This is a genomic window from Actinotalea subterranea, from assembly GCF_008364845.1.
GTDB classification, from domain to species: domain Bacteria; phylum Actinomycetota; class Actinomycetes; order Actinomycetales; family Cellulomonadaceae; genus Actinotalea; species Actinotalea subterranea.
In genome coordinates this window covers 12642-35424 of record NZ_VTTP01000012.1, presented here as the reverse complement: position 1 = coordinate 35424, position 22783 = coordinate 12642, and the positions used below count along the sequence as shown (strand labels likewise).

General features: G+C 73.1%; 18 protein-coding genes and 1 pseudogene. 12 read left to right on the top strand and 7 right to left on the bottom strand.

Annotation, left to right across the window (positions count from 1 at the left end):
- Positions 1-53 precede the first annotated feature (53 nt).
- The 5 genes from FZ988_RS16220 to FZ988_RS16200 all read left to right on the top strand — a co-directional run bounded on the left by FZ988_RS16220 (position 54) and on the right by FZ988_RS16200 (position 8061).
- Positions 54-476, top strand: coding sequence for a hypothetical protein (locus FZ988_RS16220; protein ID WP_149205082.1), 423 nt, complete (start codon positions 54-56; stop codon positions 474-476).
- A gap of 209 nt (positions 477-685) precedes the next feature.
- Complete coding sequence (locus FZ988_RS16215; RefSeq protein ID WP_246169568.1) at positions 686-3685, top strand: glycoside hydrolase family 3 C-terminal domain-containing protein; 3000 nt, start codon at positions 686-688, stop codon at positions 3683-3685.
- Positions 3686-3986: 301 nt separating this feature from the next.
- Positions 3987-6389 carry a glycoside hydrolase family 3 C-terminal domain-containing protein gene (locus FZ988_RS16210; protein ID WP_149205081.1) on the top strand — a complete coding sequence of 801 codons (2403 nt, stop codon included), beginning with the start codon at positions 3987-3989 and terminating at the stop codon, positions 6387-6389.
- Between the two features lie 26 nt (positions 6390-6415).
- Positions 6416-7045 carry a hypothetical protein gene (locus tag FZ988_RS16205; protein ID WP_188079144.1) on the top strand — a complete coding sequence of 210 codons (630 nt, stop codon included), beginning with the start codon at positions 6416-6418 and terminating at the stop codon, positions 7043-7045.
- On the top strand, positions 7042-8061 hold the full coding sequence (locus FZ988_RS16200) for a glycosyltransferase family 2 protein (protein WP_149205080.1): 1020 nt from the start codon (positions 7042-7044) through the stop codon (positions 8059-8061). The genes FZ988_RS16205 and FZ988_RS16200 overlap by 4 nt, the downstream gene beginning before the upstream one ends.
- Here FZ988_RS16200 and FZ988_RS16195 read toward each other — a convergent pair.
- From FZ988_RS16195 to FZ988_RS16180, 4 genes are all read right to left on the bottom strand, one after another.
- A complete protein-coding gene (locus FZ988_RS16195; protein WP_149205079.1) occupies positions 8054-9370 on the bottom strand; it encodes a sensor histidine kinase in 1317 nt (438 codons plus the stop codon). The two genes, FZ988_RS16200 and FZ988_RS16195, sit on opposite strands and share 8 nt — an antisense overlap.
- Positions 9367-10092: a LytR/AlgR family response regulator transcription factor gene (locus tag FZ988_RS16190; RefSeq protein WP_149205078.1), complete on the bottom strand. Its 726-nt coding sequence runs from the start codon at positions 10090-10092 to the stop codon at positions 9367-9369. Before FZ988_RS16190 ends, FZ988_RS16195 begins: the two co-directional genes overlap by 4 nt.
- Positions 10093-10263: 171 nt before the next feature.
- Positions 10264-11250: a hypothetical protein gene (locus FZ988_RS16185; protein ID WP_149205077.1), complete on the bottom strand. Its 987-nt coding sequence runs from the start codon at positions 11248-11250 to the stop codon at positions 10264-10266.
- Positions 11247-11876: an RNA polymerase sigma factor gene (locus FZ988_RS16180; protein ID WP_149205076.1), complete on the bottom strand. Its 630-nt coding sequence runs from the start codon at positions 11874-11876 to the stop codon at positions 11247-11249. Before FZ988_RS16180 ends, FZ988_RS16185 begins: the two co-directional genes overlap by 4 nt.
- 187 nt (positions 11877-12063) lie before the next feature.
- On the opposite strand from FZ988_RS16180, the gene FZ988_RS16175 reads away from it, so the two are divergent.
- Positions 12064-13665 carry an OmpA family protein gene (locus tag FZ988_RS16175; RefSeq protein WP_149205075.1) on the top strand — a complete coding sequence of 534 codons (1602 nt, stop codon included), beginning with the start codon at positions 12064-12066 and terminating at the stop codon, positions 13663-13665.
- A gap of 26 nt (positions 13666-13691) precedes the next feature.
- On the opposite strand, the gene FZ988_RS16170 is transcribed toward FZ988_RS16175, so the two are convergent.
- Complete coding sequence (locus FZ988_RS16170) at positions 13692-14330, bottom strand: dihydrofolate reductase family protein (RefSeq protein ID WP_149205074.1); 639 nt, start codon at positions 14328-14330, stop codon at positions 13692-13694.
- A gap of 139 nt (positions 14331-14469) precedes the next feature.
- Between FZ988_RS16170 and FZ988_RS16165 the strand changes: the two genes are divergently transcribed.
- The gene (locus tag FZ988_RS16165; protein ID WP_149205073.1) at positions 14470-15078 is read left to right on the top strand and encodes a DUF1684 domain-containing protein; all 609 of its coding nucleotides are present in this window, start codon (positions 14470-14472) and stop codon (positions 15076-15078) included.
- Positions 15079-15151: 73 nt separating this feature from the next.
- Here FZ988_RS16165 and FZ988_RS16160 read toward each other — a convergent pair.
- Positions 15152-16455: pseudogene (locus tag FZ988_RS16160) on the bottom strand (cation:proton antiporter).
- Between the two features lie 71 nt (positions 16456-16526).
- Between FZ988_RS16160 and FZ988_RS16155 the strand changes: the two are divergent.
- The 5 genes from FZ988_RS16155 to FZ988_RS16135 all read left to right on the top strand — a co-directional run bounded on the left by FZ988_RS16155 (position 16527) and on the right by FZ988_RS16135 (position 21423).
- Positions 16527-17537 carry an Fpg/Nei family DNA glycosylase gene (locus FZ988_RS16155; protein ID WP_149205072.1) on the top strand — a complete coding sequence of 337 codons (1011 nt, stop codon included), beginning with the start codon at positions 16527-16529 and terminating at the stop codon, positions 17535-17537.
- Between the two features lie 78 nt (positions 17538-17615).
- Positions 17616-18752 (top strand): ACR3 family arsenite efflux transporter, encoded by a 1137-nt coding sequence (gene arsB, locus FZ988_RS16150; RefSeq protein ID WP_281287197.1) that lies wholly within the window; start codon positions 17616-17618, stop codon positions 18750-18752.
- The gene (locus FZ988_RS16145; RefSeq protein ID WP_149205071.1) at positions 18749-19918 is read left to right on the top strand and encodes a metalloregulator ArsR/SmtB family transcription factor; all 1170 of its coding nucleotides are present in this window, start codon (positions 18749-18751) and stop codon (positions 19916-19918) included. Before arsB ends, FZ988_RS16145 begins: the two co-directional genes overlap by 4 nt.
- On the top strand, positions 19915-20355 hold the full coding sequence (locus tag FZ988_RS16140) for an arsenate reductase ArsC (protein ID WP_149205070.1): 441 nt from the start codon (positions 19915-19917) through the stop codon (positions 20353-20355). Before FZ988_RS16145 ends, FZ988_RS16140 begins: the two co-directional genes overlap by 4 nt.
- A gap of 99 nt (positions 20356-20454) precedes the next feature.
- The gene (locus FZ988_RS16135) at positions 20455-21423 is read left to right on the top strand and encodes an LLM class F420-dependent oxidoreductase (protein ID WP_149205069.1); all 969 of its coding nucleotides are present in this window, start codon (positions 20455-20457) and stop codon (positions 21421-21423) included.
- Here FZ988_RS16135 and FZ988_RS16130 read toward each other — a convergent pair.
- Entirely contained in the window at positions 21411-22778 is a 1368-nt protein-coding gene (locus FZ988_RS16130; protein WP_149205068.1) for a glycosyltransferase 87 family protein, read from the bottom strand. The two genes, FZ988_RS16135 and FZ988_RS16130, sit on opposite strands and share 13 nt — an antisense overlap.
- Positions 22779-22783: the final 5 nt, after the last annotated feature.

The window sequence follows — 22783 nt, the reverse complement described above, 5'->3', positions numbered from 1 at the left end:
GGCAGCACCGGTCACGGGGTGGGCCCGGACCAGAACTCATCAAGGGAGCAGAAGTGAAGCGACACAAGGTGCTGACCACCGGCCTCGGCCTGCTGGTCGCCCTCACCGGCGCAGCCGGCCTCACCGCGTGCAGCAGCGACAGCGACACCGGCTCGGGTGGTGGCGGCGACGCCGCCGAGACCGAGACGGTGGACGTCGACGTCGCGGAGGACCTCGAGAACGCCCGCACCGCTGTCGCCGACGCACTCGCCGAGGACGACAGCTGGGCCCAGATCATGCTCGCGAGCGACGTCCAGGCGCCGACCGTGAAGTACGGCCTCCTCGTCGTCCCCTACTCGTACTCGGACGCAGCCTCCCGGGTCCAGGGCACCATCACGATCACGGACGGCACGTACACGATCGAGGCCGACTCGGCCGAGACCGGCAAGACGTGGCAGATCGACCAGGACGGCGAGATCACCGAGGTCACCAAGTAGTCGTCCCGCACCCCCGCGTCCTGCGGGCCCAGGGCCGGGTGCCCGCCCCCAGTCCCCTGAGGAGCGGGCACCCGCGACCGAGGCCCGGACGGGCGCCGCACGCCCGCCGCGGCCACCGTCCGTGCCGCACGGCCGGCTGATCGCTGCGGGACGACGGACGCCGTCGTCCCGCACAGCCTGATCGCCGGCCGCACTCAAGGAGGAATGCTGTGAACGCCAAGGCGAAGACCGCCGATCGAGCGAAGAAGCCGATGTCCAACAAGAAGTTCCTGTGGATCTGGGTCCCCGTGCTCGCCACGGTGACGGCGCTCGTCGTCGTCGCGAACGTGGCCCTGAACGTCGCCGGTGGCTGGGTCGCGTCCCAGTTCGGCTCCGGGACGTACACGTTCACGAACTCCGAGGAGTCGGCGGGCTGGGACACCGAGTACTACGAGTCCGACTACGCCGACATCGACGAGGTCGACGCGGCCGCGCAGGCGCTCGTCGAGGAGATCTCCGGCGCCGGCATCGTGCTCGCGAAGAACGAGGGCGGCTCGCTGCCCCTCGCGTCCGGCGCGAGCGTGACGATGCTCGGCCGTGCCGCGGCCGACCCGGTGTTCGGCGGCTCGGGCTCCGGCTCGGTCGACACGAACTCCGCGGTGACCGCGCGCGCCGGGCTGGAGAACGCGGGATTCCAGGTCAACGACCAGGTGTTCGGCGTGATCGAGGCGTTCGTGGCCGAGAACCCGCGCGGGTACATCGAGATGGACAACCCCGGCGCGTCGAGCTACATGATCGGCGAGCTGCCGGTCGGCGAGTACGAGGCGCAGTCGTCCTCGTTCGCGCAGTTCTCCGACGCGGCCGTCGTCTACATCGGCCGCCCCGGCGGCGAGGGTGGCGACCTCACGCAGGACATGAGCGACTGGGACGAGAACGCCGAGGACGGCCAGCACCAGCTCGAGCTCAACAAGGACGAGAAGGACCTGATCGCGCTCGCGAAGGCGAGCTTCGAGACCGTGGTCGTCGTCGTCAACGCCTCGACCACCATCGAGATGGGCGCGCTGCAGGACGACCCCGAGGTCGACGCGATCCTCCTCGCCGGCTCGCCCGGCGCGACGGGTCTCAACGCGCTGGGCCGCATCCTGTCCGGCGACGTGAACCCGTCGGGCCGCACCTCGGACCTGTGGGCGGCGGACTTCACGGCCGACCCGACGTTCGTGAACTTCGGCGGGTTCGTCTACGAGAACGTCGAGGCGTCCTACCCGGTCTCGGCCGTCGAGAGCGCGACGTCGAACGCGACCGTCACGAGCGACGCACCCTTCGTGAACTACGCCGAGGGCATCTACTTCGGCTACCGCTACTACGAGACGGCGGCGGCCGAGGGCTTCATCGACTACGACGAGGCCGTCGTCTACCCGTTCGGCTACGGCCTGAGCTACACGGACTTCGCGTGGGAGGTCGTCGGCACCGAGCTGGGCGACGTCGACGGGACGATCGCCGTGACCGTCGAGGTCACCAACACCGGTGCCGCGGCGGGCAAGGACGTCGTCGAGCTGTACTACACGGCGCCCTACACGGACGGCGGCATCGAGAAGGCCGAGGTCGTGCTCGGCGGGTTCGCGAAGACCGGCGTCATCGAGCCGGGCGCGAGCGAGCAGGTCACGATCGAGCTCGCCGTCGAGGACATGGCCTCCTACGACCACCTCGACGCCGCGGCGTACGTCCTCGAGGCCGGTGACTACACGCTGAGCGTGCGCACCGACTCGCACACCGTCGCCCCCGGCACCGAGCCCATCGACTACACCGTCGACTCCGACGTCGTGTACTCGGGCGAGAACCACCGGTCGACCGACCTCGCCGAGGTCACCAACCAGTTCGACGACGTCTCGGCCCAGTTCGCGACCGAGCCGACCGACGGCAAGATCCTGTCGATGTCCCGCGCGGACTTCGCGGGCACGTTCCCGACGGCGCCCACGGGTGACCTCCTCGTCGCGGACGAGGCCGTCGCCGCCGGGTTCGCCGCATGGGACCACGAGGCCGCCGCGGACGCGTTCGAGGGCGAGATGCCGTCGACCGGCGAGCGCTCCGAGGTCGCGCTGATCGACATGCGTGGCCTGCCCAAGGACGACCCGCAGTGGGACGAGCTGCTCGACTCCCTCTCGGTCGGCGACATGACGGGCATGCTCCTCAACGGCGCCTACCAGACGGCTGCGATCGGTTCGATCGCCAAGCCGCAGACCGTCGAGCCGGACGGCCCCGCAGGGTTCTCCTCGTTCATCAACTCCTCGATCAACGGCGTGGCCTACCCCTCCGAGTTCCTCATCGCACAGACGTGGGACGTCGAGCTCGGTGCGGCGATGGGGGAGATGCTCGGCAACGAGGCGCTGCACAAGGGCCTCAACGGCTGGTACGCGCCGGCGATGAACCTGCACCGCTCGCCGTTCGGCGGCCGCAACTTCGAGTACTACTCGGAGGACCCGTTCCTCTCGGGTGCGATGGCGACCTCCGTGGCCAACGGTGCGGCGACCAAGGGCGTCTACACGATGCTCAAGCACTTCGCGCTCAACGAGCAGGAGACCAACCGCGTCAACAACGGCATCGCCACGTGGGCGACCGAGCAGACGATCCGTGAGGTCTACCTGAAGCCGTTCGAGATGGCCGTCAAGAACGTCACGATGGACGTCCAGTACGTGTCCGACGACGACGGGACGATCTCGGAGACGACGATCGGCGCGGGCGGCGTCATGAGCTCGTTCAACCGCATCGGGGCCACCTGGAGCGGCGGCTCGGAGGCGCTCATGACGAACGTGCTGCGCACCGAGTGGGGCTTCGAGGGCTTCGCGATCTCGGACTTCAACCTGTACCCGTACATGAACCCCAACCAGGGGATCAGCGCGGGCACGGACCTGACGCTGACCTTCCAGCCGTCGAAGTCCTTCGCGGACACGACGTCAGCCAAGGCGGTCACGGACATCCGGGACGCGACCCACAACATCCTGTTCACGGTCGCCAACTCGAACGCCATGAACGGGCTGGCCCCGGGCGCAACCGTCGAGTACACGCCTCCCACCTGGGTGTACGTGCAGATCGGTGCGTCGATCCTCCTCGGCCTCCTCGTGGTCGGCGGCGGGCTGCTCGTCACCCGCCGGGTGCTGCGTCACCGAGCCGCCACGGCCGGGGCCGCCGACGCCGAGCCCGGGCAGGCCCGTCGGGACCGCGGCACGAGGTAGCCGCCACCGCCGACGTCGGGCGGAGCGCCGGCACGGCCCCGATCGGGACCCGTACCCGGTGCTCCGGCCCGACGGCCGCCCCCGTCGGGCCGGCCGGCGCCCACCACCGCCGGCCCGACGGTGGGGCGCACCCGCCCCGTCCGCCGCACGCCAGGCACCACCCAGCCGACCAGCCACTCAGCCACCCAGCAGGAACCGCCCCGCGAGAGCAAGGAGAGACCGTGCACGTCGTCGACGAGCAGCCGCGCCGCGCCGGCACGGTCCAGGGCCGTCCCGGCCGCCGCGAAGGATCGAGGAAGCCATGATCGAGAACCTGACGCTGCTGGAGAAGGCCGTCCTGCTCACCGGCAAGTCCGTGTGGGAGACGTACGACCTGCCGCGCCACGGCGTGCGGTCCCTGTGGCTCGCCGACGGCCCGCACGGGGTGCGCAAGCAGGTCGGTTCCGCCGACCACCTCGGTCTGAACGCGTCCGAGGCCGCGACGTGCTTCCCGACGGCGTCGGCCGTGGCGAGCACGTGGGACGTCGAGCTCGCGGAGCGCGTCGGCCGTGCGCTGGGCGCCGAGGCTGCCGCGCAGGGCGTCGACGTCCTGCTCGGCCCGGGCCTCAACGTCAAGCGGTCGCCTCTGGGCGGGCGCAGCTTCGAGTACTTCTCCGAGGACCCGCTCCTCGCGGGCCGGATGGCTGCGGGCTACGTGCGCGGCATCCAGTCGCAGGGCGTCGCGGCGTGCCCCAAGCACTACGCGGCGAACTCGCAGGAGCTGCGCCGCATGGTCTCGGACTCCGTCGTCGACGAGCGCACGCTGCGCGAGATCTACCTGAGCGCGTTCGAGATCGTGGTGACGCAGGCCCGGCCGCGCACGCTCATGTCCGCGTACAACCTGGTCAACGGCGTGTACGCCAACGAGAGCCGGTTCCTGCTCACCGACGTGCTGCGCGACGAGTGGGGCTTCGACGGCGTGGTCGTCACCGACTGGGGCGGCTCCAACGACGTCGTGGCCGGGGTGGCCGCGGGCTCGAACCTCGAGATGCCCGCCGCGGGCCTCGACTCGGCGCGCCAGATCGTCGACGCGGTCCGCTCCGGCCGGCTCGACGCGGCGGACCTGAACGCACGCGCGGCCGAGGTGCTGCGCCTCGTCGCGGAGGCCCGGAGCCCGCAGGACCCGGCACCGGCCGTGGACCTCGACGCGCACCACGCGCTGGCCCGCGAGGTCGCCGCCCGCAGCGCGGTGCTGCTCAAGAACGACGACGCGCTCCTGCCGCTCGCGCCCGGGACCCGGGTCGCGGTGATCGGCGACTTCGCCCGCACGCCCCGCTACCAGGGCGCCGGGTCCTCCGCGGTCAACCCGACCCGGCTCGACTCCGTGCTCGACGTGATCGACGGCTCGGGCCTCGAGATGACGGCCTTCGCGGCAGGGTTCCACCGGGCGGGGCAGCCTGACGCGGCCCTGCGGGACGAGGCCGTCGAGGTCGCCAGGGGCGCCGACGTCGCGCTGCTCTTCCTCGGGCTCGACGAGATCGCGGAGTCCGAGGGCCTGGACCGGTCGACGCTCGCGCTGCACGCCGCGCAGGTCGAGGTCCTCGAGGCCGTCGCCGCCGTCAACCCGCGCACCGTGGTGGTCCTCGCCGGCGGCGGCGGCGTCGAGATGCCGTGGCTCGGGTCCGCGCAGGCGCTCCTGCACGGCTACCTGTCGGGGCAGGCGGGTGCCGGGGGCCTCCTGGACGTCCTGACTGGTGCGGTCAACCCCTCGGGGCGCCTCGCCGAGACGGTGCCGGTGGCGCTCGCCGACACCCCGACCGCCGAGACGTTCCCGGCGACCGGCCGCACCGCCGAGTACCGCGAGGGCCTGTTCGTGGGCTACCGCTACTACACGACGGCCGGGGTCCCGGTGACCTTCCCGTTCGGCTACGGGCTGTCCTACACGAGCTTCGCGTACACGGACCTGACTGCGACGCCCGACGCCGCGACGGTGACGGTGACGAACACGGGCGCCGTCGCGGGGGCCGACGTCGTGCAGGTGTACGTGCGCCGGACGACCCCGGGCGTGCACCGGGCCGACCGGACCCTCGCGGGCTTCGCGCGCGTCGAGCTGGCACCGGGTGAGTCCGCGACCGTCTCCGTGCCGCTCGGCGACGCGGCCTTCAGGCACTGGGACACGGCGTCCGGCGCGTGGCAGGTCCAGCAGGGCACGTACGAGGTGCTGGCCGGCGCGAACGTCGACGACCTGGCCCTGACCGTCGCCGTCGAGGTCACGGGCACCGTGCCCGCGCGCGAGGACGACGTGCCCCAGCGGTACCGCACCGGCGACGTGCGGCGCGTGCCCGAGGCGGACTTCGAGGCGCTCCTCGGCCGCCCGGCGCGCGTGACGGACGGGACGGGCCCGCTCACGGTGAACGACGCGCTGGGTCGGATGGCTGACGCGCGCTCGCCGCTGGCCCGCCTCGCGTACCGCTTCCTCGCGTGGCGGCGCGACGTCGCCGACCGCAAGGGCGCACCGGACCTCAACATCCTGTTCCTGCTCAACATGCCCTTCCGGGCCATCGGGAAGATGACGAACGGCATGGTCAGCGCCGAGATGGTCGACGGCATCGTCCGCATCGTCAACGGCCGCTTCTGGTCGGGCGCCCGCGCCGCGCTCCGCGGCTTCTTCCGCAACCGCCGTGCCAACCGAGCCACCGTCCGCGCCCTGCGCGGCACCACCTGATCCCACACGCGAACGAGAGAGCTCTCATGATCACCCGCCTCCGCGACGCCTGGCGTCGATTCGCCGAGAAGCGTCCCGGCCTCGCCCAGTTCGTCGTGTTCTTCATGCTCAGCAACGGGATCACGGTGCTGCAGCTCGCGCTCATGCCGCTGCTCAAGTGGGTGTTCGGCATGACGCCGCTCGTCGAGACCACGTTCCAGCTCTGGCCGGTCGGGTCCAACCCGGACGGGTCGCAGTACTACGTGTTCGACTACGCCGCGGGCGCGCTGCCGGCCGGCGGGGGTGGCCTGGCATACTTCCTGGCCGTGCAGATCACCTTGCTGGTGGCGCAGGTGATCAACTTCTTCGCCCAGCGGACCATCACGTTCAAGTCGAACTCGTCCATCGCGAAGGCGGCCACCTGGTACGCCATCGCGTACGTCGTCATCACCCTCATCGCCGCCGCGGCGCAGGGCCTGTACAAGACGCCCATCTACGACCTCTTCATCGAGACGTGGGCGCTGGGCGGCACGGGCGAGACCCTCGCCGACGTGGTCACGATGATCATCAACGCGGCCATCTCGTTCTGGGTCTTCTTCCCCATCTTCAAGGTCATCTTCCGGACGGTGCCCGAGCCCGAGGCGGCCGGCGCGCCCGTGGTGGTGCGACCGTCGTGAACCCGCTCCTGACCGTCGTCGTCCCGGCCTACAACGCGCAGGGGTACCTCGCGCGCGCCCTCGACTCGCTCGTCGGGTTCGGCACGGACCTCGAGGTCCTCGTGGTGGACGACGGGTCCACCGACGGGACCGCGGCGCTCGCGCAGGAGTACGTGGACCGCCACCCCGGCGTCGTGCGGCTCGTGAGCAAGCCCAACGGCGGCCACGGGTCGGCGATCAACACGGGGCTCGAGCTGGCCACCGGTGCGTACTTCAAGGTCGTGGACGCCGACGACTGGCTGGACCGGCCGGCGCTCGTCGAGGTGCTCACGACGCTGCGCGGCTTCGTCGAGGAGGACCGCGACGTCGACCTGCTCGTCGCGAACTTCGTGTACGAGAAGGTCGGCAAGCGCACCAAGACGGCCGTGCGGTACCGCGGTGCCCTGCCGCGGCGACGGGTCATCGGCTGGGCGGACACCGGGCACTTCGCCAAGCGGCAGTACCTGATGATGCACGCGCTGACCTACCGGACGGCCGTGCTGCGTGCGACCGGCCTACGGCTGCCCGAGCACACGTTCTACGTGGACAACCTCTACGCGTTCGTGCCGCTCGCCCGGGTCCGGACGCTCTACTACCTCGACGTGGACCTCTACCGCTACTTCATCGGCCGGGCCGACCAGTCGGTCCAGGAGTCCGTGATGCTCAAGCGGATCGACCAGCAGCTCCGCGTGAACTGGCTCATGCTCGAGCACGTCTCGCGCACCGCGGTCGCCGACCGTCGCCTGCGCGCCTACCTCCTGCACTACGTCAAGATCGTCTGCGCTGTCTCCTCGATCCTGCTGATCCGTGCGGGCACGACGGCGGCGCTCGCCGAGAAGGACCGCCTCTGGTCGGAGCTGCGGCGCCATGACCCGGGGCTGTACCGCACCGTGCGATGGTCCGCGTTCGGGCAGCTCTCGAACCTGCCCGGCCCGGCCGGCCGCCGGGTGTCCGTGCTGGCCTACCGGGTCGCGCAGCGCGCCATCGGCTTCAGCTGACCGGACGCGGGAGCAGCACCCGCACGGCGAACCACTCGTCCTCGGCGTGCACCGTCAGCGACCCGCCGTACCCCTCGGCGACCTGGCGCATGTTCTTCAGGCCGTACCCGTGCTGCTCCGCGTTGTCCTTGGTGGTGCGCGGCAGGTCGTCCGCGAACTCGAGCTCGCCCTCGAAGTAGTTCTCGAACCGGATGAGCGCGAGCTCCTCCTGCGTGTACACGGCCACCCGGATGAGCCGGCGCTCCGGGTCCGGCACCCGCCGGGCGCTCTCGATCGCGTTGTCGAGCGCGTTGCCGAACAGCGCGCTGAGGCTCATCGCGTCCATGAACGCCACGGCTGAGCCGTCGACCACGCACGTCAGCGTGATGCCGTGGTCCGCGCACACGGCCGACTTGGTCGTCAGGATCGTGTCGAGCACGCCGTTGCCCGTCTCCGTGCGCGTCGCGTAGCCGCGCAGCGACTCCTCGAGCTGGTCGAGGTACCCCGCCTTGGCCTCCGGGCTCGTCTCCGCGCGCAGCGCCGTGATCCAGTGCTTGAGGTCGTGGTACTTGCGGTTGACCTCGTCGATGCTGCGCTTGGACATCAGGTACTGCTCGTGCTGGGAGTGCAGCAGGCGGTTGATCGCCTCGACCTCCTTGGCGCGCTGCAGCTCGAGCCGCTGGCCCTGCTGCGCGTAGAGCGCGACGTACCCGGCGAGGTCGACGAGCGTGCGGATGTAGAAGATCTCGAGGCCCAGGCGCCCGCTGAACGGGGTGCTCGTGCTCAGGAAGCTGATGTTGCTCATGAGGAACGTGATGACCGCGATCGCGACGGTGCTGAGCAGCCCCCGGCGGTCGACGGCGAGCGGCTGGTCCCGCGGCACGTGCCGCCGCTCGAGCACGAACGCGAGCGCGAACCCGCCGCCGTACACCGCGACCAGGAGGAGCCCGCGGAGCACCGGGCTGCCGGACGGCGTCGTCGGGAAGAAGTACGCGTGGAGCTGCCAGTGCAGCGACGCGACCAGCTCGGCGAGCACGAACGCCCGCGCGACGAAGTACCCGCCGTCGCGCACCGGCACGTCGACGCACGCCACGAGCAGCCCGTACATCGCCGCGACCGCGAGCGCCATGCCGAGCGTCCACAGCGGCCGGGGGAGCGCGGCCGCGAGCAGCTGGACCCCCCAGAGCGCCGGCAGCCCGACGGTGATGACCGCGACGAGCTGCGGGCGGGGCAGACGCTTGCGGGCCACCAGCACGTAGACGAGGACCGCGGCCCACTCGGCGAGCGCCGTGTACTCCCGCGGGATGTCGGGCAGGACCTCCTGGATCACGGGACGTGACCGCCCACGTGGTCCGCGAGCGCACCGAGGAACGCGCTCCGGCGCGCCCGGCTCACGGGGAGCTCCGCGCCGCCGACCATGCGGCAGTTCGTCTGGTCCACGGCCGTGACGTGGCTCAGGTTCACGAGGAACCACCTGTTGGGGCGGAAGAACCCCTTGGGGACGAGCTCCTCCTCGAACGCGGCGAGCGTGCCCGTGAGCTGGTACGTGCCGTTGAGGGTGTGCACGGCGATCCGGTGCTTGTTGCTCTCGACGTACACGACGTCCGCGACCTCGACGCGCGCGATGCCGCCCGCCGTCGTGAGCATCAGGGAGTCGCCGCCCGAGCGGACCACGCGGCTCAGCGACCGCTTGAGCTCCTGGGAGAACGCGAAGTAGGGGACGGGCTTGACCAGGTAGCTCAGCGCGTCGACCTCGTAGCCCTTGATCGCGTACTGCGTGCTGCTCGTGACGAACACCAGGACGACGCTCGAGTCCAGGACCCGGATGCGCCGGGCCGTCTCGAGGCCGTCGAGGCCGGGCATCTGGATGTCGAGGAACAGGATGTCGAACTCGGGCCGGTAGCCACGGATCACGTGGAGACCGTCGGTGAACGTGCGCACGTCGAACGTCACGCCGGGGTTCTCGCGCTCGTACCGGGCGAGGTGGGCGGTGATCAGCTCACGGCCCGCGGCGTCGTCCTCGACGACCCCGACGCGGATCCCTGTCGCCATGCCTCGTTGCCCTCGCCTGCTCGATGGTCCCCGTCACGTCCCCCGTGCCGTGCGAGCGATCGTCCCATTGTCCCCTGTGCAGGTGAGGGCGGGGGTGCACCGTAGTCCCGGCCGGGCGTGGCGATGCCCCCGGACCCAGCGGTCCGGGGGCACCACCGCATCTGGGGCGCGCTACGGCGTCGCGACCTCGGGCCCGCGCAGCGTCACGAGGATGCTGCCGCCCACCTCCATGTCGACGCGCGTGCACGACGCGTCGGGGTCGACGATCGCGGTCGTCGGCCAGTGGTGCTCGGCGCCGATCGCCGCCGTGGCGACGTCCTCGGCCACGGAGAGCGAGACGCACTGCTCGGCGACGGCCTGACGCAGCGTGTCCGCGAGCGTGAAGACGAACGGCACCACGTCCCCGTTCGCCTCCAGCACCTCCGGGGCAGGGATGGAGTTCGGGGTGACGCGAACCACGTCGGCGCCGGCCTCGTCGGCCCACGCGCTGGCGCAGACGTCGAGCGGGCGATCGGCCGAGGGCTCGTTCTGCGTGATCTCCACCTGCCACCCGGTGAGTGCCAGCCGCTCGAGCTCGGCGGTGACGAAGCCGGCCGCCTCGTCGGCGGTCATGCACCGCGAGCTCACACCGTCGACACGGTCGTGCAGCGACGCCTGGAGCTCGCGCCGGGCCTCGTCCTGGGCGGTGGGCGCCGCCAGGAGGGTCGAGCCCTCGGGCACGTCCCCGCGGGGGGCGACGAAGAGCATGTTCTCGAACCGGAACGCCACCGGGTCCGCGATGGGCTCCACGCCCTCGAGGTCGTTGTAGTGCTGGCAGTCGGCCACCGGGTCGCCGGTCAGCTCCGGCCCTCCCGTGGACGACGAGGGCCAGTCGCTCCACTGCGTCAGGCAGGTGATCCCGTCCGCGGCGCCGCCGACGTAGAGCCGCTCATAGGCGGCGTACGCGGCGCCACCGCCGACGAGCATCACGCCGGCGACGAGTGCGACACCGCCCCGGGTGGCCAGGCGTCGGGCCGGACGTGTGGAGGTGCTGGTGCGTGCGGTCATGGTGATCCCTTCGCGCAGGGCGGTGAGCGCCCCTCGGTCGGTCCGGGAGAGGTCGGCCCCGCGGGCCGGGTCCGCCCCGCGGAGCTGCGCGAGCACGTCGTCGTTCCTCATCGGGCCTCCTCCACTCCCAGGCGGGCCGGTGCCCGTCCGATCACCACATGTCCGTCAGTGCCGTTGCGTGTCACCTGCGGTCCCCGCTGCTGCGTGTCGCCCGCCCGGCGGGGAGCCGGCACGTGCGGCGGCACGGAGCCGTCGCGCTCGAGCGCCGCCATCTGGGCGGCGAGCCGCTGGCGGGCGCGGTGCAGCCGCACCCGGACGGTGGCCTTGGGGATGCCGAGCACGAGCGCGATCTCGTCGCGTGCGAGCTCCTCCCAGGCGACGAGCCGCAGGAGCTCCTGGTCGTCCGGGCGCAGCGCGGCCATCGCCACCTCGACGGGTGCGAGGTCCGGCGGCACGACCACCTCCGACAGCGACTCGCGCAGCCTCTCGGCCAGCGCCGTCCGCCGCCGCTCGCCCCGGTACAGGTTGGCGAGGACCCGCCGCGCGACGCCGAAGAGCCAGGGCCGGGCCTGGTCGCCGGGCGGCACGTCGTCGAGCCGGCGCCACGCCACCAGGAAGGTCTCGGCGACGACGTCGGCCGCGTCCGCGGGGTCGGCGACGCGCCGCACCGCGTAGGCGAGCAGGGCCTGGTGGGTGCTCTCGAACAGGGTGGTGAACAGCTCCTCGGGGGAGTCCACGGTGCCCCTTTCGCTCCTGAGGTCGACACCACCCTCATGTCCACCGGCCGGGGTAGCGTTTCACCGCCGGGGCCCGCACCCGCGCGGGACCGTCGCCGGTCGGCCGCCGGTGTGCGGGCCCGTGCGCCGGATCGCGCCCGCGCGTCGGTAGGGTGGGCGGCTGATCTGTCCGGGAATGGGGGCTTTCGTGCGTCTCGACACCATGGGCCGGCGGGGCGTCACCGCGGGCGCCGCAGTGCTCGTCCTGCTGGCTGCGTGCACAGGAGGCGCTGGGGAGCCGGGGCCTGAACCGTCGGGCGAGGCGTCGACCCCGGCGCCCGTCGACACGTCCGCGGTCGCGGCGACCACCACGCTGCACCTTGCGGGGGCCGAGGTCGCGGTGGACGTCCTGCCGATCGTCCGGGTCGGCGAGCACGTGGTGCTCACGATGGACCTCGCGATGGAGGACACGGGTGGTGACGACGCGTTCCTGTCGAGCGTGTTCAGCGGCGTCCCCGTCCTGACGTTGCCCGCGCTGTCGGGCCTGCGGCTGCTCGACCTCGACCGCGACGTCGTGCACACCGTCGCTCAGGACGCCGACGGGCGCGCCGTGACCACCGGCCAGGACTTCATCGCGCTCGGTCCGGGGACGACGATGCGCCTGCAGACCGCCTACGCCGCGCCGCCCGAGGACGTGACCTCGCTCGGCGTCTTCGTGCCGGGTGGCCCGTACCTGCCGGGGGTCGCGGTGGTCGACGGCGAGGTGCCCTCACCCGAGCTGCCGGCCTCCGCGCCGACGGACGCCGACGGCGACCCGGCCGCGAGCCCCGCGCCGGTGGAGGAGGTCGAGCCCCTCGACCTCGACACGGTGGCCGAGGCCCCCGTCCTCGGTCTCGAGTCGTTCACGGCCGAGCTCGCGGGCGCCGTGCAGACGTTGACGACGACCGACGAGGTGCAGGTCACGCTCGGGTCGGACGTCCTGTTCGCGGTGGACTCCGCCGACCTGACCGAGGTCGCGCAGGCCGCGCTCGACGCCGCCGCGAACCACCTCGCGAGCCGGGAGCCGGGCACCGTCAGCGTCGTCGGCCACACCGACGACGTCGCGAGCGACGCGTACAACCAGGACCTCTCGCTCCGGCGGGCGCAGGCCGTGGCCGCCGCCCTCGCCGAGCGCATCGACACGACGGCCTTCACCCTCGAGGTCGAGGGCCGGGGCGAGTCGGAGCCTCTCGTCCCGGGCACCGACGAGGCAAGTCGCGCGGCGAACCGTCGGGTGGCTCTGACGCTCACCTCGCAGACGACCCGGACGGTCGAGGTCACGACGGACGGCGAGCTGCCCCCGTTCGACAAGGGCCCGGTGGGCACGGGTGCGGAGGGCGTCCTCGTCGAGGACCTGGGGACCTACCGGATCCGCGCCCCGCAGGCGCGGCGCGTCGACGGGCACGTCGTGCTCGACCTGGAGATCAGCCCCGTGGACGAGGGTGCCGAGGACGGCGTCGCGTTCCTCGCGGGCGTGTGGCACTACCGCGGCGACGCCTACTCCGTGCAGCGATCCGCCTCCGGCGTCGTGATGCTGCGGGGGTCCACGGCCGTCTACCCGATGGACTACCTCGACGCGGTGAGCGCCGACGGCCACGAGCAGTGGCTGCCCGCGACCGACCTCGAGACCGACGGCACGCTCGCGCCGGGTGCGACGCGGACGTTCAGCATCATCTACCCCGACGTGGGCGAGCTCGACGAGATCGCCGTGCAGGTGGGAGGCGGGCTCGGGCAGCGCGCGTTCCGGCTCACCGACATCCCGGTGCGCTGAGGGCCTCGTAGCGGCGGCTCGGCACGTCAGCGGGTCGTCGTGACCTCCCGACCGTCCTCGACGACGATCTCCCCGGCGCGGAAGGGCGCCGGCGCGAGTGCGCTGTACACGGCGCCGGTGCTCGTGGTGCGGGACTCGAGGAGCGTGAACCCCGACGCCGGGGCGTCCTCGGTGAAGAGCCGCTTGCCCGCGCCGACCGTGACGGGGAAGACGAGCAGGCGGTACTCGTCGACGAGCCCGGCGCGGTGCAACGTCGCCGCGAGCTCGGCGCTGCCGTGCACCTGGAGCTCGCCGCCCGGCTGCTCCTTGAGGGCCCGGACCGCAGCCACGGGGTCGCCGCGCAGCACCGTCGTCGGCGACCACGCCGGGTCCTCGACCGTCGAGGACACGACGTACTTGGGCAGCGTGTTGAGCGCCCTCGCCACCGTGTCCTCGGGGTCGGTGACGAGAGTCCAGAAGTCGCGCATCATGACGAACGTCGAACGGCCCAGGAGCACCGCCCCGGCGCGCGCGAACCAGCTGTCGACGACCTCACCCATGCCGGCGTCGGCGTGGGGGACCAGCCACCCGCCGCGCGTGAACCCGTTCGACGGGTCCTCGTCGGCGCCGCCGGGGCCCTGCATGACGCCGTCGAGCGTCAGGAACTCGTGGACGGTCAGCTTCATGACGGGTCTCCTCGGGGGTGGGTCGTGTCGGTCGGGAGGAAGACCGCTCGCGGGCCCCGAACTCATCGGGTCCGCGTGGCCCCTGTCGCCCGGGAGGAGGCGTCGCCCGCGCGTCGGAGGGCCTCCGTAGGCTCGCGAGATGACGTTCACGGACCTCGAGCTGCTCGACTGGCGCCGACGTGTGGCGGCGATGTACGCCGCGGTGCGCGCGGAGCCCGACCCCGCGACCGCGCACGCGCGATGGGTCGAGGCGCGGGCCGCGCTCGTCCGCACCCACCCGGCGTCACCCGTCGGTCCGGACAGGCGCGCCGGTCTCGCCGGGCCTGTCGTCGCCACGTACGACCCGTCGTTCCGGTTCGTCGTGCGTGTGCGGACCGGCCTGAGCAGGACGCGTCGCGAGGTCCGGACGGCCGGCGACGGCCTGGTCGTGCTCGACCGTGTCGGCAGGGTGGGCCTGCCGGGGCTCGGCGACCTGGACCTCTGGTGGGTCGCGGGCTACGGGGGCGGGCTGTTCCTGCCCCTGCGCGACGCGACGAGCGGCGTCACCACGTACGGCGGCGGCCGGTACGTGCTCGACACGGTCAAGGGCGCCGACCTCGGCGGGGCGGGGGACGACCTCGTGGTCGACCTGAACTTCGCCTACCAGCCCTCGTGCGCGTACGACCCGGCGTGGACGTGCCCGCTGCCCGCCGCGGAGAACACGCTGCCGGTCGCCGTGCCCGTCGGGGAGCAGTACGTGGCCGGGTAAGCGTCGCGTCGCCGCGCGCGGGTGGCCGGTGGACCTGCCACCCGCCTGGCCGCGCCCCGCCCGGGGTGCCTGCTCAGACCGGGGTCGTCGCGACGTCGGCCTGGTCCCCACCGCCACGTCGAGCTGCCGCGCGGCGCCGTTCGGCATCGAGGAACCGCATGGCCGGCGTCGCCACGACGCCGTGCAGGACGACCGATGCCGCGACGACGAGGCCGACGACCGCCCAGATGCGCTCGCCCTCCGGGAAGACGCCGTTCTGGAGCCCGTACGCGACGTAGAAGAGGGAGCCGACGCCGCGGACGCCGAAGAACGCGATGACCGCGCGCTCGCGGGGGCCCGTCCTGCCCGGCGTGAGGCCGATCCACCCGGCGAGCGGACGGACCACGAGGAGGAACCCGAGCGCGACGGCGACCTCGGCCGGCCCGATCGGCGCGAGCAGCCCGCGCGCGACCGCCCCGCCGAGGAGCACGATCACGGCCACCGTGAGGAGCTTCTCGATCTGCTCGACGAACGTGTGCAGCACCTGGTGGTAGGAGTGCGAGCGCTCGGCGGCGCGCACCGTCGACGCGCACACGACGACGGCGATGAACCCGTACCCCTCGACGAGCTCCGTCGCGCCGTAGGCGAGGAACGTGGCTCCGAGCGCCACGAAGCCCTGGGCGTGCTCCGTGATGCCGTGGCGGTCCGCGAAGCTCGAGAAGAACAGGCGCCCGAGGAGCCAGCCGACGGCGAGCCCGCCGAGCACCCCGAGGCTCAGGCGCCACACCACGTCGGTCACGAGCCAGTGACTGAGCCAGGCGCCCGGCGCGAGACCCACCAGGCTCATGCCGATCGCCGCGTAGGTGAAGGGGAAGGCGAGGCCGTCGTTGAGGCCCGCCTCCGACGTGAGGGCGAAGCGCGCCTCGTCATCGACCGCCCCTGGCTCGGCGACCGGCTCGCTGACCTGGACCTCGGTCGCCAGGACGGGATCGGTCGGTGCCAGTGCGGCGGCGAGGAGGACGGATGCCGCGACGCCGAGCCCGAGGGCGGACCAGCCGAGGAACCCCACGGCCAGCATCGACAGCGGCATCGTGATCGCGAGGAGGCGCCACGTCGTCCCCCACGCCCGCCGGCCGAACGGGCGGTTGATCGCCAGGCCGGCGCCCATGAGCGAGACGATCACGCACACCTCGGTGAGGTGCAGGGCGACGTCGGAGTGCACCGTCGGGTCGGGGTCCGGGAGCGCCGGGATCACGCTGTAGGCGACGAACCCCGACACGAGCAGCACGAGCGCAGCGACACCGGCGCGCGGCGAAGGATCCGGGGCAGGAGCGCGGCCGCGAGTGCGGCGACGCCGATCGCGGTGAAGATCGCGCCGTCGCTCTCGAACGTGGGCACCCGGTCACGGTACGTGCCCGGTGCTCGACCGGCACGGCGAGCACGTCGGTGGGGCGTCGTAGCCTCTGCGGGTGCCCGAAGGTCATACCGTCCACCGCATCGCGCTCCAGTTCGACGCCGACTTCGTCGGGCACGTCGTCGCCGCGTCGTCCCCGCAGGGGCGGTTCGCGGCGGGCGCGGCGCTCCTCGACGGGCGGCGGATGACCGCCGCACGCGCGGTCGGCAAGCACCTCCTGCTCGGCTTCGGCCCGGCCGGGGGTGCGGGCACGGGTGCTGGCGGCCGGCGTGCCGTCCGGGTCGCCGGCCTGGACCCGGAGCCCGAGCAGTGGCTGCGGGTGCACCTCGGCCTGTACGGCGCGTGGGACTTCCACGGCCGCATCTCGCCGATCACCACGCAGAGCGCCGCTGTCGGCTCGATGGGTGCGCCGAGGCTCCGCCGTGCGGTCCGCATGGGCGAGGGCGAGCGGGGCCTGCCGACCGCCGTCGGCACGGTGCCCGACGACGCGCCGCCCCCGTTCCCGCCTGAGCCGGTCGGCCAGGTGCGTGTCCGGCTCATGACGGCCGGCAGCCTTGCCGACCTCCGCGGCCCGACGGCCTGCGAGGTGCTGACTCCCGAGGACGTCGCGGCGCTCCTCGCGAAGGCGGGACCCGACCCGCGCGTCGACGCGGGCGCCGAGGCCGAGGCGAGCGCCGTTCGCCGCTTGACCTCCCGGCGCACGCCCGTCGGCCAGCTCCTCATGGACCAGTCCGTCATCAGCGGGATCGGCAACATCTACCGTGCCGAGATGCTCTTCCGTGCCCGGCTCGACCCGCACACCCCCGGCACGCGGGTCCCGACCGAGGTCGCCCGCGGGCTGTGGCGCGACTGGGTCGAGCTGCTCGACGACGGAGTGCGCACGGGCGTGATGGTCACCCGCGAGGACCTCGACGCGGCCGGGCGGGCCCGTGCGGTCGCCGACCCGGCGCTGCGCCACGCCGTCTACGGACGGGCCGGGGAGCCCTGCCTGGTCTGCGGGACGCCGATCGTCCGCGAGGAGATGGCCGGCCGCTCGCTCTTCTGGTGCCCGACCTGCCAGGTGTGAGGAACCGGAACAGCGGGGGCGTGGCCGAGGGCTGCAACAAGGCTTGCCTTCTGTTTCGACATCCATCAATATAGAGCCGTGTCGAATCAGCCTCCTGCCGCCCGACTGTCCGCGCTCGACCGGGGTCTCCCGCTCTGGATCGGACTCGCGATGGTCGGCGGCCTCGCCCTCGGCCGGTTCGTCCCCGCCCTCGGCGACGTCCTCGCGGCCCTCGAGGTCGGCGGCATCTCGTTCCCGATCGCCCTCGGCCTGCTCGTCATGATGTACCCGGTCCTCGCGAAGGTCCGCTACGACCGCCTCGGGGACGTCACCGCCGACCGCCGCCTCCTGGTCGGCTCCCTGGTGCTCAACTGGGTCGTCGGGCCGGCCCTCATGTTCGCCCTGGCCTGGACGTTCCTGCCCGACCTGCCAGAGCTGCGTACCGGCCTCGTCATCGTCGGCCTGGCCCGGTGCATCGCGATGGTCGTGATCTGGAACGACCTCGCGTGCGGTGACCGTGAGGCCGCGGCAGTGCTCGTCGCCCTCAACTCGGCCTTCCAGGTCGTCGCGTTCGCGGGTCTCGGCTGGTTCTACCTGACGGTCCTGCCCGGGTGGCTCGGCCTCGACACCGCTGGCCTCGAGGTGAGCATCGGCGAGATCGCCCTCAACGTCCTCGTGTTCCTGGGAGTGCCCCTCGCCGCCGGGTTCGCGTCCCGGCGCATCGGCGAACGCCGTCGGGGCCGCGCCTGGTACGAGCGCGTGTTCGTGCCCGCGATCTCGCCCTGGGCGCTGCGCGGGCTGCTCTTCACGATCGTCGTCCTCTTCGCGCTCCAGGGCGACGCCGTCGCCGAGCGGCCCTGGGACGTCGTCAGGGTGGCGCTGCCCCTGCTCGTCTACTTCGCCGTCATGTGGGTCGGCGGCATGCTGCTGGGCCGCCTCCTCGGGCTCGGGTACGCGCGGACGACGACGCTCGCCTTCACGGGGGCCGGCAACAACTTCGAGCTCGCGATCGCCGTGGCGATCGGCACGTTCGGCGCGGCGTCGGGCCAGGCCCTCGCGGGCGTCGTCGGGCCGCTCATCGAGGTGCCCGTGCTCGTCGGTCTCGTCCACGTGAGCCTGTGGGCCGGCAGACGCTGGTTCGCGGACGCTCCGCCCACCGGGGCCGACGTCAGCGCCGGCGCCCGGCGTGACAACGCACGTGAGGTCCCGGACCCCGACGAGGAGTACGCACGATGACCTCGACCCCCGCGGCGCCGCCGCGCTCCGTCCACGCCATGGCGACCGACTCCGCGGACCGCCTCGCCGCGATGCTCCGCGCGCTCGCCGACCCGCTGCGCCTGCGGATGATCTCGGTCGTCGCCGCCGAGCCGTCCGGGGAGGCGTGCGTGTGCGACCTCGCGTCGGTGGCCGACGTGTCGCAGCCGACCGTCTCGCACCACCTCAAGGTGCTGCGGGACGCGGGCCTCCTCGTCTCCGACCGTCGCGGCACATGGGTGTACTACCGGGTCGCGCCCGGCGCCCACCGCGTCGTGGCGAGCCTGCTCGAGTCGCTCGGGCCGGCAGCGGTGACGCTCGAGGCGGAGCCGTGCGACGTCGGGCAGCCGGCGCTCCTGCACACGGACACCGCGCTCACCCGGGCGGCCGAGCGGCTCGCGCCCGACTTCCCCGACCTCTCGCAGGACGCGGTCCTGACCGTGGTCCGCGAGTCCTACGCGGTGCTCCTGCGCACGTCCCGGATCCCCGTGCACGTGCCCGTGCTCGCCGAGCGCTTCGCGCGGCAGCGCCTCGAGGACCTGAGCCGCATCCGACGACGCGCCGCGCGTGGCGAGGCGTCCACGGGCGAACCCGCCGGCGCTCGTCCACGGGCCGACGGTGACGTGCCGCAGGTCCTGTTCGTGTGCGTCGCCAACGCGGGTCGCTCGCAGCTCGCCGCCGCGCTCCTGCAGCAGTACGTGGGCGACGCCGTCGTCGTGCGCTCCGCGGGCTCGAACCCCGGCGGCGCCGTGCACGCGACCGTGCGGCCCCTGCTCGACGAGATCGTCCCGCCCGACGCGGACCCGTTCCCCAAGCCGCTCACCGACGACGCCGTCCGCGCGGCCGACGTCGTCATCACGATGGGCTGCGGCGACGCCTGCCCGATCGTCCCCGGCGTCCGCTACGAGGACTGGGCCGTGGGCGACCCCGCCCTGTCCTCGCCGGAGGGTGTGCGCGCGATCCGCGACGAGATCGACCGCCGGGTACGCCTGCTCGCCGCCGAGCTCCTCCCGGACACCCCGCCGACGGCCGGCACCCCGACCGTTGGCACCCCGACCGTTGGCACCCCGACCAGCACCACCCCCGCCAGCGCTGCTCCGACCAGCACCACCCCGACCGACCCACGACCCGCAGGAGAGATGTCATGACCGCACCAGGTTCTGCCCCGGCTTCCGACGCCCGCCCGAGCGCGCTGTTCGTGTGCGTGCACAACGCCGGCCGGTCCCAGATGGCCGCCGGGTTCCTCCACCACCTGTCCGGCGGGGCCGTCGAGGTCCGCTCGGCGGGCTCCATGCCCGCCGACCAGGTCAACCCGACGGCCGTCGAGGCGATGCTCGAGGTGGGCATCGACATCCGCGCCGAGCAGCCCAAGGTCCTCACGACCGAGGCCGTCCAGGCGTCGGATGTCGTCATCACGATGGGTTGCGGCGACGTCTGCCCCATCTTCCCCGGCAAGCGCTACGAGGACTGGAAGCTCGACGACCCCGCAGGTCAGGGCATCGACGCGGTCCGCCCGATCCGCGACGAGATCCGCGCGCGCGTCCTGACCCTCCTCGACGAGCTCGGAGTCACCGCCGTCGCCTGAAGCTCGCCCACACCCGCCCCCGCCCACACCCGCCCCCGCCCAGCCCCGTCCGCGGGCGCGGCGCGCGGGGTGCGGGGTGCGGGGTGGCAGGCTGGGGGCATGGATCTGCGCATCTTCACCGAGCCCCAGCAGGGCGCGACGTACGACGAGATCCTCGCGGTGGCGAAGGCCACGGAGGAGCTCGGGTTCGACGCCTTCTTCCGGTCCGACCACTACCTCGTCATGGGCGACGGCGACGGCCTGCCCGGGCCGACGGACGCGTGGACGACCCTCGCGGGCCTCGCACGTGAGACCAGCCGCATCCGGCTCGGCACGCTCGTGTCCTCCGCGACGTTCCGGCACCCCGGGGTGCTCGCGATCCAGGTCGCGCAGGTCGACCAGATGTCCGGCGGACGCGTCGAGCTCGGCCTCGGGGCCGGCTGGTTCGCGCGCGAGCACGAGGCGTACGGGATCCCCTTCCCCGAGAAGCGCTTCGGTCTCCTCACCGAGCAGCTCGAGGTCGTCACCGGCCTGTGGTCGACGCCCGTCGGTGAGCGCTTCAGCCACGCGGGCAAGCACTACACGCTGACGGACTCGCCCGCCCTGCCCAAGCCCGCGCAGGTCCGAGGCGTCCACGCCGACGACGCGGCCGTCCGGACCGGGCTGGCCGGCGTGCCCGTGATCGTCGGCGGCAACGGGCCGAGGCGCACGCCCGCGCTGGCCGCGCGGTTCGCGAGCGAGTACAACACGTCGTTCCCCGAGATCTCCGAGATCCCGGAGCGCTTCGCGCGTGTGCGGCAGGCCTGCGAGGACATCGGCCGGCCCGCCGACGACCTCGTCTACTCGGCAGCGCTCGTCCTGTGCGTCGGCGCGGACGAGGCGGAGCTCACCCGTCGGGCCGCCGCGATCGGCCGCGAGCCGGCCGAGCTGCGGGAGCACGGCGTCGCGGGGACCGTCAGCGAGGCGGTGGACCGGCTCGGTGCGCTGGCCGAGGCCGGCGTGCAGCGCCAGTACCTCCAGGTCCTCGACCTCGCCGACCTCGACCACCTCGACCTGGTCGCCCGCGAGGTGATGCCTCAGCTCGGCTGAGGCTCCCCGCCGCCGTCGTCGGCCGTAGGACCACGCCGGGGCCCGTGGCCGTCGACGTCCGCGCGGCCGTCCGCTGTCCCGCCGCGGCCCGGTCTGTCGTGGGGCGGTCCGTCGTGGGGCGGGCAGAGTGCGGCGCGCAGCAGGAGGCAGGCCTGGACCAGCAGGACGACGAGTGCCACGTTGCGCGCCGCGAGCAGCCACGCGATCACCGGGTCCCCCTCGAGGAGCGGCAGGTAGCCCCACGGGAAGACGGCCTGCGTCAGTGCGGCGGTGACGAGCGCCAGGGCGGCGACGGCGCCGACGCCGCGCGGGCCGCGCCCGGGTCCCGGTGCGCCCCGCCCCCACGCCGGTCCAGCCGCGAGCAGGACGACCACGGGCGCCGCGAGCCACGTGACGAACTGCGGCGAGCCCACCTTGTTGACCACGACGAGGACGAGCGTGAGGACGAGCGCCCCTGGAAGGAGCGCGGCCGACGCCGCACCCCGACGCCGCGCGACCCACGCCGTGACCGCGACGGCGGCGACCGCCAGGGGCAGGAGGGCGTCGAGCACGCTCGCCGCCGCCGCGACCCCCGGGCCGCGGACCTCGTAGGTGACGAGCTGCTCGTTGAGGACCACCGCGACGTCGTCCCGCACCGCCGCGACGATCATCCAGGGCGTCGCCGTGACCGACTCGACCTGCAGGCCACGGTCGCCCTGGACGCCGAGGAAGCCGGCGATGCGGCTCAGGCCGCCACCCGCCGCGACCCCACCGACGACGACCGCGCACACGGCTGCTGCCGGGACCACGACGTCGCGCAGCGGGCGCCGTGCCGCGGCGACGAGCGGCAGGAGCAGCGCCCCGGGCGCGACCTTGACCCATGCCGCGGCGGTCAGCAGCGCCGCGGCCCACCGGTCGGCGTGCCTGCTCCGGGCGGCGTGCAGCAGCGCGAGCATCGTGAGCGGCACGACGACGGCATCCAGGCGCCCCATCGCGATCGGCCCCAGCAGCAGCAGGAACGCCAGCCACCACCACGCGGCGACCAGCCGGCGCGGCGCCGGGCCCCACGTGGTGGGCTTCGTGGCAGCCGGAAGCGACCGCCCCCCGGAGGACAGGAGCGTCGCGAACGCCACGGCGTCGAGCACCGTGACGAGCGCGCACCACCCGATCGCGTAGCCGGCCGTGGACGTCGTGGTGCCCAGGGCGGGCAGCAGCATGGGCACGAGGGCGCCCGCGGGGTAGACCCACACGGAGTCGAGGACGGGCCACTGGCCGGCGTCGAGGCCGAGGTACATCCAGTAGCGGTACAGGTCGACGTCGTGGAAGGCGGCCGACGGCACGGCGTGGACGCCGAGCCACGCGAGCCAGGCGTGCACGAGCC

Excerpts from the sequence above, each read along its gene's own strand:
- FZ988_RS16210 (WP_149205081.1), top strand. The coding sequence starts at position 3,987 with ATGATCGAGAACCTGACGCTGCTGGAGAAGGCCGTCCTGCTCACCGGC.
- FZ988_RS16205 (WP_188079144.1), top strand. The coding sequence starts at position 6,416 with ATGATCACCCGCCTCCGCGACGCCTGGCGTCGATTCGCCGAGAAGCGT.
- FZ988_RS16190 (WP_149205078.1), bottom strand. The coding sequence starts at position 10,092 with ATGGCGACAGGGATCCGCGTCGGGGTCGTCGAGGACGACGCCGCGGGC.
- FZ988_RS16185 (WP_149205077.1), bottom strand. The coding sequence starts at position 11,250 with ATGAGGAACGACGACGTGCTCGCGCAGCTCCGCGGGGCGGACCCGGCC.
- FZ988_RS16170 (WP_149205074.1), bottom strand. The coding sequence starts at position 14,330 with ATGAAGCTGACCGTCCACGAGTTCCTGACGCTCGACGGCGTCATGCAG.
- FZ988_RS16165 (WP_149205073.1), top strand. The coding sequence starts at position 14,470 with ATGACGTTCACGGACCTCGAGCTGCTCGACTGGCGCCGACGTGTGGCG.
- FZ988_RS16145 (WP_149205071.1), top strand. The coding sequence starts at position 18,749 with ATGACCTCGACCCCCGCGGCGCCGCCGCGCTCCGTCCACGCCATGGCG.
- FZ988_RS16140 (WP_149205070.1), top strand. The coding sequence starts at position 19,915 with ATGACCGCACCAGGTTCTGCCCCGGCTTCCGACGCCCGCCCGAGCGCG.
- FZ988_RS16135 (WP_149205069.1), top strand. The coding sequence starts at position 20,455 with ATGGATCTGCGCATCTTCACCGAGCCCCAGCAGGGCGCGACGTACGAC.